Annotated in this window: 14 protein-coding genes; 6 read left to right on the top strand and 8 right to left on the bottom strand. The window is 62.0% G+C overall.

Features of this window, described 5'->3' with window-relative positions:
* Positions 1–125: 125 nt before the first annotated feature.
* Entirely contained in the window at positions 126–377 is a 252-nt protein-coding gene (locus tag V1279_RS31310; protein ID WP_334444046.1) for a hypothetical protein, read from the top strand.
* Positions 378–445: 68 nt separating this feature from the next.
* Here V1279_RS31310 and V1279_RS31305 read toward each other — a convergent pair whose 3' ends face one another.
* The 7 genes from V1279_RS31305 to V1279_RS31275 all read right to left on the bottom strand — a co-directional run bounded on the left by V1279_RS31305 (position 446) and on the right by V1279_RS31275 (position 5,236).
* Positions 446–1,849: a hypothetical protein gene (locus tag V1279_RS31305; protein WP_334444044.1), complete on the bottom strand. Its 1,404-nt coding sequence runs from the start codon at positions 1,847–1,849 to the stop codon at positions 446–448.
* Between the two features lie 101 nt (positions 1,850–1,950).
* The gene (locus V1279_RS31300) at positions 1,951–2,409 is read right to left on the bottom strand and encodes a hypothetical protein (protein WP_334444043.1); all 459 of its coding nucleotides are present in this window, start codon (positions 2,407–2,409) and stop codon (positions 1,951–1,953) included.
* Between the two features lie 79 nt (positions 2,410–2,488).
* The gene (locus V1279_RS31295; RefSeq protein ID WP_334444040.1) at positions 2,489–3,964 is read right to left on the bottom strand and encodes an amidase; all 1,476 of its coding nucleotides are present in this window, start codon (positions 3,962–3,964) and stop codon (positions 2,489–2,491) included.
* 126 nt (positions 3,965–4,090) lie between these two features.
* A complete protein-coding gene (locus V1279_RS31290; protein ID WP_334444037.1) occupies positions 4,091–4,369 on the bottom strand; it encodes a DUF1488 domain-containing protein in 279 nt (92 codons plus the stop codon).
* 31 nt (positions 4,370–4,400) lie between these two features.
* The gene (locus tag V1279_RS31285) at positions 4,401–4,589 is read right to left on the bottom strand and encodes a hypothetical protein (RefSeq protein ID WP_334444034.1); all 189 of its coding nucleotides are present in this window, start codon (positions 4,587–4,589) and stop codon (positions 4,401–4,403) included.
* An 85-nt stretch (positions 4,590–4,674) separates the two neighbouring features.
* Positions 4,675–4,974 carry a hypothetical protein gene (locus V1279_RS31280; RefSeq protein WP_334444032.1) on the bottom strand — a complete coding sequence of 100 codons (300 nt, stop codon included), beginning with the start codon at positions 4,972–4,974 and terminating at the stop codon, positions 4,675–4,677.
* Positions 4,967–5,236 carry a hypothetical protein gene (locus tag V1279_RS31275; RefSeq protein ID WP_334444029.1) on the bottom strand — a complete coding sequence of 90 codons (270 nt, stop codon included), beginning with the start codon at positions 5,234–5,236 and terminating at the stop codon, positions 4,967–4,969. Before V1279_RS31275 ends, V1279_RS31280 begins: the two co-directional genes overlap by 8 nt.
* 194 nt (positions 5,237–5,430) lie before the next feature.
* Between V1279_RS31275 and V1279_RS31270 the strand changes: the two genes are divergently transcribed.
* Positions 5,431–6,237, top strand: a complete 807-nt coding sequence (locus V1279_RS31270) for a transglutaminase-like domain-containing protein (RefSeq protein ID WP_334444027.1) — start codon at positions 5,431–5,433, stop codon at positions 6,235–6,237.
* Between the two features lie 386 nt (positions 6,238–6,623).
* Here the strand turns inward: V1279_RS31270 and V1279_RS31265 are convergent, their stop codons facing one another.
* Positions 6,624–6,854, bottom strand: a complete 231-nt coding sequence (locus V1279_RS31265) for a hypothetical protein (RefSeq protein ID WP_334444024.1) — start codon at positions 6,852–6,854, stop codon at positions 6,624–6,626.
* Between the two features lie 629 nt (positions 6,855–7,483).
* Between V1279_RS31265 and V1279_RS31260 the strand changes: the two genes are divergently transcribed.
* The 4 genes from V1279_RS31260 to V1279_RS31245 are packed head-to-tail and all read left to right on the top strand — an operon-like array spanning position 7,484 to position 12,324.
* Positions 7,484–8,419, top strand: a complete 936-nt coding sequence (locus V1279_RS31260) for a class I mannose-6-phosphate isomerase (RefSeq protein WP_334444022.1) — start codon at positions 7,484–7,486, stop codon at positions 8,417–8,419.
* Positions 8,416–10,701 carry a glycosyltransferase family 4 protein gene (locus V1279_RS31255; RefSeq protein ID WP_334444020.1) on the top strand — a complete coding sequence of 762 codons (2,286 nt, stop codon included), beginning with the start codon at positions 8,416–8,418 and terminating at the stop codon, positions 10,699–10,701. Before V1279_RS31260 ends, V1279_RS31255 begins: the two co-directional genes overlap by 4 nt.
* A gap of 39 nt (positions 10,702–10,740) precedes the next feature.
* A complete protein-coding gene (locus tag V1279_RS31250) occupies positions 10,741–12,036 on the top strand; it encodes a glycoside hydrolase family 130 protein (protein ID WP_334444017.1) in 1,296 nt (431 codons plus the stop codon).
* Between the two features lie 45 nt (positions 12,037–12,081).
* Positions 12,082–12,324, top strand: coding sequence for a hypothetical protein (locus V1279_RS31245; protein ID WP_334444015.1), 243 nt, complete (start codon positions 12,082–12,084; stop codon positions 12,322–12,324).
* The last annotated feature ends 597 nt before the right edge of the window (positions 12,325–12,921 follow it).

Below are 12,921 nucleotides of genomic sequence, written 5' to 3'. Positions count from 1 at the left end.
GACGGGGGAGTTTCGGGTGAGATCAAAGGGCCTTCGAAGGCGAATTCTCCATGTCACCCGCAGCTAGGCAGGCAAGGGCGTCGTGCGCCATGTGTGGTAAATTTCACAATCGGACCAGCATTTTCATGCTCAAATCAATTCGCCCCGCCCACGACAGCGCCTTTGAAGAAGCCGATCAGCCCGCAGAGCAAGGATCGAACAGCATGGACGACGCCCTGAACTTTGCCCAGGTCAAGGCCGAGCTGTCCTATCTCAATCGTCTGGAGGAAAGACGCGGGACCAATGTGGCGAGTTTGAAGCGCCTGAAGGAAGCCCGTGACGCTCTTCTTGGCAAGGGAAGCGAAGTCGCGGAGATCTCGACCTCACGAAGATTATAGAGCAGCCGATTGCTTCGCAGAGCCCGTCATTGGGCGTTGGTTCGCAATGACGAAGCATGGTGGGCGATCTATCGTCTCAGGTCGGCGATGCCCAGTTCCGTCCACATCCAGTCGAAGCTGTAACTCGCCATCGCCCCGTCGGACTTGGCCGTCCGGTTTTCCATCATTTTGAGCCAGTCAGCGACCTTCGCGCGTCCGCTTTTGGTTTTGACCGCGGCGCGCGGCGATTTGTTTCCGAGCGACGGGACGGGCTGATCGAGCGTGTCGCGATAATGCCGGTCCAGGTAATCGTGGACGATGGCGCGCTGCTCTTCCTCCGAAAGGTCGACCGGTCGAGGCGCATCCGCATCGCGTGACGCCAACATTTGCTCGACGGTTTCCGTCACGACCAAGGGCTGCCCGATGCGCTCTCCGAGCATCGTGGACAATAGCTCGCTCCCCCGTTCCGAACGCTCCAGCGAATTGACCGATAGCACCAGGGTTCTGGCGTCAAGTTTCACGCTGCCGAGCACCAGCGCGCCGTCATCGCCCGTGGTTTCGATGGTCAGCGATTTCGACGGCAGGGCCCGGGCGGCCGATGCCGCGGCGCGTTTCTCCCGACGGATCCAGTTCCAATGCGTCGCGGTTGCCGGCCGGAGATCGGCGCATGAATCCAGTGCCGTGCGGACGTCGTCGTCCGCCGTGCCGTCGGCGAGCGGATAGCTGACCGTGCATTGAAGGATCTCATCGCCGTCGGCGTTGCGCAAATCGGGCATTTCCGGCTGTTCGGCTCGATCGATCGCGTCGATGAGCCAGCAGGTCGTGAATGTCGAGCTTACCGCGCGCAGCCTCTCGGTTTCCGAAAGGTTGGCGATGAGGGCCGCGTCGAAGTCTTCTCCGAACATTTTGGCCAACTCCTTCTTTTCCTTTCGGCTGAGATTGCCGATGCTGCGAAAGCCCTCGATGAGATTTTCCGATGTCTCGTACTCGTACGGCAACACGGCGCCGCTGATCTGCGTCCGTTGCTCCACCTGAACGATGCGCCCGGCGAAACGGTCCCATTGCTTGAGGGTGCGGGTTGCCGACCGCTCGCTGATCAGCACCGGCTCGCCGCCGCGCACGAGATCGCGCGCGCGGAACGATTTGTCGAGCACGACGTCGCTCACCTCATAGAGGCTGACCACCGAATTTCGCAAAGCGGCTATATAGGCGCGAACGGATGCCGTTTCCTTCCATCCTCGGCGCTTCAGATAGTCGTCGACGATGTTGCTGCCGTCGCCGAACTCGCGCGTCAGCATGTCCTCGAAGGCGCAGGCCCAGACCGTGCTCATGAACAGATCCTCGCCGAGGATCGAGACGACCTCGTCGGTCTCGAGGCCGGTCTCGTCGCAGGTCGGAAGCACGTGATCTTCGAGGACCGCTTCAAACCGGTCGCGCCATGGCTCGCGCGTCGTCCATTTCATCAGTCCTTCGAGCAGATGCTTGCGCGCCATACTCCAACTCCACCACGGGACCGCCGATCGCGGTCCGTGGCGTTATTTTATCGTTCCGATGATGGTGTGCAATCGCTCGCGGCGAAATCAACAGGGTCTTGTCAACGCCGGTCCGGTTCCGGCGCCGGGGTGGCTCCATGCTCGATCGTTATGCCGTTGACTTCGCACCATTCCCTCAGAGCCGCTTCGGTCGCCTTGGCCTCGAAATCGTACCATCGATCGAGCGCCTTTTTTCGTTGCAGCAGATCCTTGAACCGCGCATAGGCGCCCCTCCTATCGAATATCCGCCTGATTTCATTGAATTCGTCCGGAAGAAATTGTCTGGCGAACTCGAACACCAGCGGCTTGCCGAGATCGAGCTCCTTCTTGTGAGGGATCGAGAGATATTTTTTCTCGTCGTCGGCATCGTCCGGCCACGCTTCGATGTCCTCCTCCAGGTCGGTATGCCAGAGAAACTCGCCGGATTTCCGGCAGAGGACGGCCTCATGCTCGTGCGGCTGCCCGAGACTGACGAATTCGAACGTATGTAGCAGCTCCGTCCAATCAACAGACACCGGCATCGGTGTTCTCCCGCTTTCCGCCCGCAGCATCTCCGATCCAATGGCGCTTATATGGTCATTGCTTTGATTCGCGTGCCGCTCACTCCTTCGTCACATGCACGCCCGGCTTCTGCCCCGCATTCCACTTGCCGCCGATTGCCCGCTCGATCTGCGCCGCCAGTTGCAACAGCAGCCCGTCATTGGCCTGCTTGGCGATTGCCTGGATGCCGAGCGGCAGGCCGTGCTCGTGGGTCGCGAGCGGCAGCGAGATCGCGGGGATGCCGCAGAGATTGGCGAGCGGCGTAAAGGCAAAATTGCGCCAGAGATTGCCGAACCAGTCGAGCACGTCAGGATTGTCGCTGATGGTCAGATACTCCGTGGTGCCGACCTTCGGCGTCGGCAATGCCGTGATCGGCGTCAGGATGATGTCCCAATCCTCGAAGAACGCGCCGAAGCCGCGCGAGGTCGTGTTGAACACCGCCTGCATCCGTGCCCGGTCGGCATAGCTCGTGTTCCGGCCATGCTCCCAGATCTTGACGTTGATGGGCTCGATCAGATCTTCCAGTGGCCGCTCCAGGCCGCGCGCGGCCAGCATGTTACCGATGACGACGGCAAAATTGCTGATGTAGCAGGTGGTCTGCGCCGCAAAGGCTTCGCGATAGTCCAGCTCCGGCAGGGCGTAGTCGACGTGATGGCCGAGGCCTTCGAGGAAGCGTCCGACCTTCTGCAGCTCGGCTGCGATATGCGGCGTCGCGCGGTATTCGCCCCACTGGTACGACAGCGCGATTTTCAGCCGCGCCGGATCGCGCGTGATCATCCGCGTGTAGGGCTCGGGCGGACTCCAGAACGGCATGAATTCGCCTGGCGCCGGACCGCGACAGGCGTCGACGAAGGCGGCGGTGTCGCGCACCGTGCGCGACTGGCAGCCCTGAATGGAGACCAGCCCGCTCAGATCGGACAGAAGCGGCGACAGCGAGAACACACCGCGTGATACTTTCAGCCCGATATTGCCGTTGACCCCTGCGGGAATCCGGATCGAGCCGCCTCCATCGGTGGCATGCGCGATCGGGACAGTGCCTGCGGCGACCATCGCGGCGCTGCCGGCGGATGAGCCACAGGTGGTGTAGTCGGTATTCCAGGGATTGCGCGTGACGTAGACGGCGGGATTGTCCGCCGAGCTGCAGACCCCGAATTCCGGCGTGGTGGTGCGGCCGATCAAATTGAGTCCGGCCCCGCGCATCTTCGTCGTCATGAACGTGTCGGCCGTGGCGCGGTTGCCGCGCATGTAGAGCGAGCCCATTTCCTGGAGGCGCCCCTTCATCGTCGGACCGAGGTCCTTCATCAGGAACGGAAGTCCGGCAAACGGCCCGTCGAGATTGGTGCCGTCGGTGCCGGGGTCCGTGACCGTATCCGCGAAGATTTCGACGACGGCTGAAAGCGCGGGATCGACCTTGGCGATGCCGGCGGCCGCCTGCGCGGCCAGTTCCGCGGCCGTCAGTTCACCCTTCGCGACGCGCGCAGCCAGCGCAACGCCGTCGTGGTCAGCCCATTCGTCCCAGCTCATCGGCAAGTTCATGCAATCGGTCCCCTCGGAAAATAGCTCGGACCTTAAAACATGATCGGGGAAAGGCGGAACTTTTTTTCACCGGTCCGCAGGCCGGTTCACCACCACCTTTGCGACGGCCGCTGAGCGGCAGCGCCTTCAGGAACGGAAATCTATGCTGCGCACGATAATGCCGGGGGGAGTGCCTTCGAACTCCCGCGCCTCGAATTTGCGGGACGCGCACGCCTCGATCCGGTCCCGCAGCCGCGCGAACTGTTCCTCGCGCCGGTTGGCCGGCGTCCGCGGCACGTGTTCCAGATCATCCATGGCCGAAGCGCTGACGGCGCAGGGCACTTCCCTGCCGCCGTCCATCATGGAGAACAGCAGGACCATCCGGTCGTCGTCATAGCCTCGGATGTTGCCGCGCGCGAACGTCATCAGGCATTTCTCCCGGAGCGAAACGATCTTCTCATCCGGCTACCCTCTTTTTTACTACCGGCGGCGGATTGATTTCTGCGATCCTGCGCAGGCAGTCCGCTTCGGAAGAATGCGGGCCCGAGACGAAGGTTCCACTGACCTTGGTCGAGTACCAGCCGGACTCCACCCCGAGACGAAGCGATTCTTCCGTCATGACATGACGTGGCGAGAGATTTTGCATCAGTTGCTTTCGGTTTGCGCCGTTCGATCCTGGTCGGGACGGCTGGATGAAGTGTACAGTTCTTTTAGGCCGAACATCGGCTTGTTCAGGTCTCTTCTTTCGAGAGCCGGGTGAGGTCCGCAAGCACCGCGGACACGAGGTCGCGGTGATGGGTGTCGGTCGCCGGCAGACCGGCGGAATACAGATTGAGCACGTAACGCGCCTTGGCCACCGCCTCGGGCCACGAGGTGGCTGGCGCGGCGAGGATCTCGATTTCGACAACGCCCTGCTTGTCACGCAGCAGTTTTGCGTTGGCCTCGACGTCGGCAATCACACGACGGATATCGGTGGCCTTCTGCGCCGCCATGCCGCGATGTTTGTCGAGCTCGATCGGGGTCTCAGTCACGCGGCGCGCTCGCATCGATGCGTTGCGCGTCGGACAGATCAATCGAGCTGATCGAGATCATCTCCATCGCGGAACGTTGCGGCGGCGCACCGGGCACCATGATCATGGTGGCGACGCGCCGGAAGCACGGAAACGAAAGGCCCTCGATCATCTCCTCGTCGGTGACGATTTCGTAAGCCCCCGGCGCGAGCTGCCGGTCGATACCCCTGATGCGGAAGGGATGCCTGAAATGAACCGTTTCCCGTCGTGTGCGTGTGGTCATGCCGGCAGCCCAGCGCATCTGCGCTCGAAGTCATGAAGTTTTGCGGACATCGTCACAGCGTGCGCGCTTTTGCGGCAATTAGCTATCGTTTTCTCCGCTGCCGGCCGCATTTGGTCGAATGAGGCAGCCGGCGCCTTGTATTCGCCGGTTTCATCGCCACTTCGATCAGTCAGCACATGGAGAAGGGCTTTCGAGTGAAGATTCGCGTCGGATTCGAAATGCTCTACGATTTCCCGCAGCCGACGCCGATGATCATGGTGCTGGGCACACACTTCACCCGTGCGTCCGATGTCATCGTGCCGGATTTCCTCACCACCGACCCGGCGGTTGAAATCACGCCCTATCGCGACATGTTCGGCAATTGGTGCAGCCGCATGGTGGCGCCCGCCGGGCGCGTGTGTCTTGCCGCCGACGGCGTCGTTCGCGACAGCGGTCTGCCCGATCCGGTGTTTGCTTCGGCGGTTCAGCATGCGGTCGAGGACCTGCCCGCGGACACCCTGGTCTATCTGCTCGGCAGCCGCTATTGCGAGACCGACCGGCTTTCGGAAATCGCCTGGCAATTGTTTGCGAACACGGCGCCGGGCTGGGCGCGGGTCCAGGCGATCTGCGATTTCGTTCACCGTCACATCGCGTTCGGATATGAGCACGCGCGCGCTACCAGGACGGCGTGGGAGGCTTACGAGGAAGGCAAGGGCGTCTGCCGCGATTACGCCCATCTCGCCGTCGCGTTCTGCCGCTGCATGAACATTCCCGCGCGCTATTGCACGGGCTATCTCAGCGACATCGGCACGCCAAAGCCCTGGGCCGCAGGCGATTTCGCCGGCTGGTTCGAAGCCTATATCGGCGGGCACTGGCGTACCTTCGATCCGCGCAACAACGTGCCGAGGATCGGCCGCATCCTGATCGCGCAGGGACGCGACGCCTCCGATGTGCCGATCACCCAGACCTTCGGACCCAACACGTTGGCCGGCTTCAAAGTCTGGACCGACGAGGTTGCGTGACGACGACGCGTGCCGCGTCGACCTGCTTGAATTTGAAACTGAGACCCATCGGGAAGGAACTTCGGATGAAAACGACTCTCGCCGTGCTGGCATTGTGCGTGTGTGCGACGGGTGCTCTTGCGGCAGCACCAGAGTGCCGCGCGATCGAAAACGCCAATGCGCGCCTGTCGTGCTACGACGCTGCGTATCCTCCGAAAATGGAAAAGTCCGCAGTCCCCGAAAAGGACCCGTCGCGATCCGCCTACAAGGATCCTTTCAGCGCAGAAGACGCCAGGACCAGCGCCAAGCTGAATAATATCTGCCGCGGTTGCTGAGATCGAGGAGAGGAGCCTGCCTAGTCGGGGCCTTTCTCCGCCCGGACGATAACGGCGCGACAGCCGGCCTTGCTAGCTCAACAAGGTGCGCACCTTCATGGCGGCATCGTAGACCTGGACCTGAAGCATCGGATAAGCGGTCTTCAGCTTTCGGCCGGAGACTTCAGCGGCCTCGGCCGTGTCAAACTCCGACTTGAAATGGCCGTCGACAATCGTCGCGAACCCTTCGGTCGGAGGCCTGTCGGCCCGCACCGCCTTCTTCTTCGGCTCCGGCTCTTCAATGGAAAGCAGGGGTTTCTTCATCGTCATTCCTTTTCTTGTTCACCGCGATTTTTCGATCTGCGCGGAAGCTGGTTTCAAAAGCCGCGGCTGGCGCATCGTGATGCGCGTCCTTCATCACTGCAGAGTTACCACTGGACGATAACTGCTGCAGCGATCAGGAGACCAAGAACAACTGGCACCAGGATTGGAGGTACCAGCCACTCTCGCAGATTGAAGGGTTGGCTGGTGGACATGTTGACCGCCCGTCGTGTGGCGGGAGTACAAGTCCCTCAGTCACCGATAGCAGCCAATGAAGGGCGGTGATGCGCACAGCAGACGCTCTTTTCGTCACGATGTCGAGGGAAATCCCCAAAGCGAAGGCAAGGGTCGGCGTTCATGCCGCTTCTGATCCGATCGCGACGTGATCTGGAACCGGGATCGATTTCCAGCCCGCCGCCCAGGCTGTGCTCGGCGCGCCGTCGCGCACGATATCGACGGCGCGCGAAGCAAATGGTTGCTATTGGGTATGGCCGTATCCATATGACCAACAGCGTACCCGGTTCCGCAACAAGGCGTGTCCGGCAGACGCGACGCTTAGCCACACAATCCTGCAGACGATATCGACCAACGGCATGTCGCTTCGGCGTGCGCGTTACGGGTCAGGAGATCCCATGCCTATCGAACTCGCATCCGTGCGGGCCATGTACAAGCCTTGGGGCGTCAGCGATCTCCAGCCATGGAGCAGCATCGACGGTACCGGGGATGCGGTGGGCGAGCTCTGGTTCGAGCGCGCCGACAATAATGCTCCGATCCCTGCGTTGCTCCTCAAGCTGCTCTTCACGAGCGCGCCATTGTCGATCCAGGTTCATCCGGACGATACGTTTGCGCGCGCGATGGGGATGCCGAATGGCAAAAGCGAAGCATGGTACATCATCTCGGCGGAACCGGGCGCGCAGATCGGCGTCGGCCTGAATCGACGGATCACGCCACAGGAATTACGCGCGGCGATCACGAATGGCTCGATTGTTGATCTGGTTCAATGGCGCCCGGTTGCGAAAGGCGATGTCATCTTCATTCCGGCCGGCACCATCCACGCGCTCGGCGCCGGCATCGTGCTTGCCGAGATTCAGCAGCGCAGCGACACGACATTCCGCCTGTTCGACTACGGCCGAGCGCGCGAACTGCACATCGACAATGGCGTAGCCGTTGCCGACGTCTTCCCGCTTCGGCCGTCCCGTCATCCCACTCGCCTGACCCTTGAGCGGACGGTTCTGGTCGCGAGCCAGCATTTTGTGATCGAGCGGCTTGAGCTGCCCGAGGGTTCAAGCTGGGCGCTGCTCGCCGATTCGGAAACCTGGATTCTCGCTCTCGACGGCCATGCGGCGATCGGATTGGCCGCCCTATCCATCGGGCAGGCGATCTTCGTCGGGGGCGATCGCGCCAGCATCGAAGTCGGTGCCAACGGATTGACCGCCCTGGTCGCGTATCCCGCAAGCGCTCCGATCGGCCCCCTTTTGCACAGGCTTTCCGGGCGATCGACCAGGCCTGTTCAGGCCGTTACTGCCGACCTGACGGAACTCACCGGCCTGGCCGAGGCGCACGCATGACGCCGCTTCGCAAGATCGCCGTGATCGGCAATTCGCTGCCTCGCCGCTGTGGGATCGCAACATTTTCGACCGACCTGCAACGGGCGATCTCGAATTCACGGCCAGGCCTGCAAACCTGCATCGTGGCGATGACCGACCACGATCAGACCTATGATTATCCTGCTTCGGTCACATTGCAGATCAAGGACGCCAGCATCGAGGAGTATGTCGGCGCCGCGGCGTTTCTCAACGCCGGCCGCTTCGACATCGTCTGTCTGCAGCACGAATTCGGAATTTTCGGCGGCGACGCCGGGGCTCATATCCTGGAGCTGCTGTCGCGCCTGACCATGCCGGTCGTCACGACACTGCACACGGTGCTGGCTGCACCGTCGGCGGCTCAGCGCGCGGTGATGGAGCGCATCGTCGAGATGTCCTCGAAGGTCGTCGTGATGGCCAACAAGGGCCGTGAACTGCTGCGCAGCGTCTATCGGGTGCCGGACGACAAGATCGAGGTCATAGCCCATGGCATCCCCGACTTTCCGTTTGTCGCGCCGGACGCGGCAAAGGCCAAGCTCGGATTCAGCAACCGGTCGGTCATTCTGACGTTCGGCCTGCTGTCCCCGAGCAAGGGCATCGAGGTCATGATCGACGCCATGCCCTCGATCCTGAAAAGACGACCGGACGCGGTCTATGTGGTACTTGGTGCGACGCATCCCAATCTGGTTCGCGACCAGGGCGAAGCCTATCGCGGCAGCCTGATGGAGCGCGTGCGAAAACTTGGCGTCGAGGATCACGTCGTATTCCTCGACCAGTTCGTGGATCAGGCCACGCTGCTCGAATTCATTTCAATGTGCGACGTCTATGTCACGCCCTATCTCAACGAGGCGCAGATGACGTCGGGCACGCTGGCCTACAGCTTCGGCCTCGGCAAACCGGTGGTCTCAACGCCTTACTGGCATGCGCGCGAGCTGTTGGCCGACGGCCGCGGCGTGCTCGTTTCCTTTGGCGACGCGATGGAGGCCGGCGACGAAATAGCGTCATTGCTTACCGACGGTCCTCGCCGGCAGGCGATGCGCGAGCGTGCCTACGCTGCAAGCCGGTCGATGACATGGGAACGCACGGCCGAGCGTTACATGACCGCCTTCGAAAATGCGCGGCACGGCCACCGGCTGAAGGTGATCGCGCGTGCCGGGCCGGACGCGATCGCGCCGCACGGCCGCGCGGTGCCCGATATGCAATTGGGCCATTTCCTGTCGATGTGCGACGACACCGGCCTGTTCCAGCACGCCGTACATTCGGTGCCTGATCGTGCGCACGGTTACTGCGTGGACGACAACGCCCGCGCGTTGCTGTTGGCTTGCGCGCTCAATGAGCCGGGCGAGCACCCGCTTTCGGAAAGCCAGACCGGCCGCTTTGCCGCCTTTGTGCAGCATGCGTGGAATCCCGATACCAGGCGCTTTCGCAACTTCATGGGTTTCAACCGGACATGGCTCGAAGATGAAGGCTCCGAGGACAGCCACGGGCGAACTCTGTGGGCCCTTGGTGAGTGCGCGCGGAAGGATACCAGCCGGTCACGGCGTCGATGGGCGGCGGCCCTATTTGCCGAAGCCCTGTCGACCGCTGCGGCCTTTCGCTCGCCTCGCGCAATGGCCTTCACGCTTCTCGGTCTGGACGCCTATTGCGCCGTAGCTCCGGAGGATCGGCGCGCCCGTGAGATCAGGCATTCTCTTGCCGACACGCTGGTGTCCGCTCTCGCTTTGGTCGAGACGCCGGACTGGGTGTGGTTCGAGGAAGGCCTGGCGTATGACAATGCGCGCCTGCCGCAGGCCCTGATTGCGACAGGCCTCGCAACGCAAACGCCCGCCTATGTCGATGCCGGCTTGAGAACCCTGCGGTGGTTGATGACGCTGCAAACGACGTCGACCGGGCATTTCCGCCCGGTGGGTACGACGAGCTTCGGCGAACTTCGAAAGCCTCCCGGGGCCTTCGATCAGCAGCCAGTGGAAGCCACCGCCACGATTGCGGCGTGCCTGACCGCGTGGCGCGCTGACGGCGATGCCGCATGGAAGGCCATCGCGGCCGGGGTTTTCTTCTGGTTCTTCGGCGGCAACGACCTGTCGGTTCCGCTCGTCGATTCCGAGACCGGCAGTTGTCGCGATGGACTGCATCCCGATCGTGCCAATGAAAATCGCGGCGGCGAGTCAGTCGTATCCTATCTGCTGGCGCTGGCCGAGATGCGCCAGCTTGCGCGCGCCAATATCAATCCGACGAATCCCGTGGCGCTTCGCGCCATCGGCGCTTGAGTTAAGCGTCTACTCACGCAAACGCGAACAGAGGGCACCTTGTTACAAGCCACTTTTATCAATCGGCGGGCGCTTTATCTGCGTCCCGATCCCGCGCGCGTGATCGTGCGTCCGTTCAAGCCGACGACCGAACCGCGCGATCTCAACCCGACCGACAAGACCCGCGCCAACCATATTGTCGAGCGCGTTCTCAATCTCGATCCACAGGCCGCGGCCGGCCAGCTGGCCGACGTGCTGGAGAATTTCCAGGGCCGGCACCGCAACCTGCTGAAGACGTTTGAGCACCGGGCCGACGAAATGGAGGATGCGCTGCTGGCGCACTGTACGTTTTCCGAGGTACAGCGCCAGCTCATCGGCGCCTACTTCCTGAACGAATATTCCTTCGAAGCGTCGGCACTGTTCAATCCAAGCATCGTGCCGCACCCCGACCAGTCGGGAATCCCGAACGGCAGCCTGCGCTTCATTCTGAGCCTCCGAGCCGTCGGCGAGGGGCACGTATCGTCGCTGACGTTTCGCGCCGGCGCCATCGCGGCGGACGGCAGCATTACAGTGGATCCGACCGCCCGGCTCGCCACAAGTCCCCGCATCACGCATCGGACGGCCGGACCGGTCGGCGACGAAGTCGAATTCGCTTTCGAGCCGGCACCGGACATCAGCGAACGCGTGATCTTTCCGGTGACGGAATCGCAATCGAACGGCATCGAAGACGCACGCTTCGTCCAATTCAGCGATGGCGGCCGGACGACCTATTACGCAACCTATACCGCCTACAAGGGCACTGCGATCCGATCGGAGTTGATCGAGACCACTGACTTCCTCTCGTTTCGGATGACGCCGCTGCAGGGCGCAGCCGCGCGCAACAAGGGCATGGCGCTCTTCCCGCGCAAAATCGACGGCAGGTACGCCATGATTGCGCGACAAGACAACGAGAATCTCTACCTGATCTATTCGAACGATCTCTACAGATGGGAAGGCGGTCAGCCGATCCTGAAGCCGCAGTTTCCCTGGGAGTTCGTGCAGATCGGTAACTGTGGATCACCGATCGAACTGGAGGAAGGCTGGCTGATGTTGACGCACGGTGTCGGCCCGGTTCGAAAATATTCGATCGGCGCGGCACTGCTCGACAAACGCGATCCCTCCAGGGTGCTGGCGCGTTCGAGCGAACCGTTGCTGCGACCCGAACCATCCGAACGCGAAGGCTACGTTCCCAATGTGGTCTATACCTGCGGGGCGATGATGCACAATGATCAGCTCATTTTGCCCTACGCCGTATCGGATACGTACTCCAACTTTGCGACAATCCAGATTTCCGCGCTGATGCGATCGATGTCCTGAATCGGAAATCGCGCGGTGCGGCCTGCGTCCTCAAAGGAGAGACCCATGGCTCGCGAAACATGCTATTTCGTTCAGGCCTTCGACGCCGGCCGGGGAGGAAGCCTGAAAGCTGGCGCTCCAATCGCCTGCAAAACGGCAACGGGCGCGCTTCGCACCGCGGAGCGGCTGGCCTTGAGCAAGCTCGGGGTTGTTGCCTTTTCATCCACCGGCGACCCTGAAATGGGCGACTATGATGACGAGCCGACGGTCATCTTCCGCAAGGGAGAGCTGCCATCGGCCTTTGATTGAGGTAGGCCCGGCAAACTTTCCGCGGATCGGGCCTGCCTCCGGACCGAACACGTCGGCCTGCTTCGGGTTGGAAGCGACAGGATTGCGTCAGCAACCCTTCCGTAGTCGCGATTGCGGTCGGGACAGGTTAAGTGCGAGCATTGCCGCCGGAGGGGCGCTAGCGATTGTCGCCGCGGCGTTTTAGCGCTCGCTATTCCCGCGACGCGAGCCTAGGTTGGTCATCACCGCGTTTCCCACGGCGTCGATCGGTGACTGAGGGTTAGGAACGCTCCCGCCGCGACGGACGGAGCTTCTGTTGTCCCAGTTTTGCTTAGCCGGCCGGATCGTCCCGCCGCTAATCGTCCCACGGTTTCTTCCTTTGTCGGTGGTGGCCGTGGCATTCCTGCATGGATAGGAACGACCGAACTGCATTACCTGATCAGCGGCAACAATCAATTTGGCCGGGTCAATCTTAGCCGTGCGGCGGCGGGGGCGGCCGTCAGGAAGGCAAAGGAGCTTTTGCAGGAAGGCTATTTGGACGTGAGAATATCGACGCCCCGGGGCCGGATCCTGCTGTCTGATGAGTTCGATCAGCTTGAAGGATAGCGGAGCACCCAC

Origin of the sequence: Bradyrhizobium sp. AZCC 1610, assembly GCF_036924515.1 — a bacterium.
Taxonomy (GTDB): Bacteria; Pseudomonadota; Alphaproteobacteria; order Rhizobiales; family Xanthobacteraceae; genus Bradyrhizobium.
The sequence above is the reverse complement of the archived record's forward strand: the minus strand, read 5'-3'. Positions and strand labels throughout refer to the sequence as shown.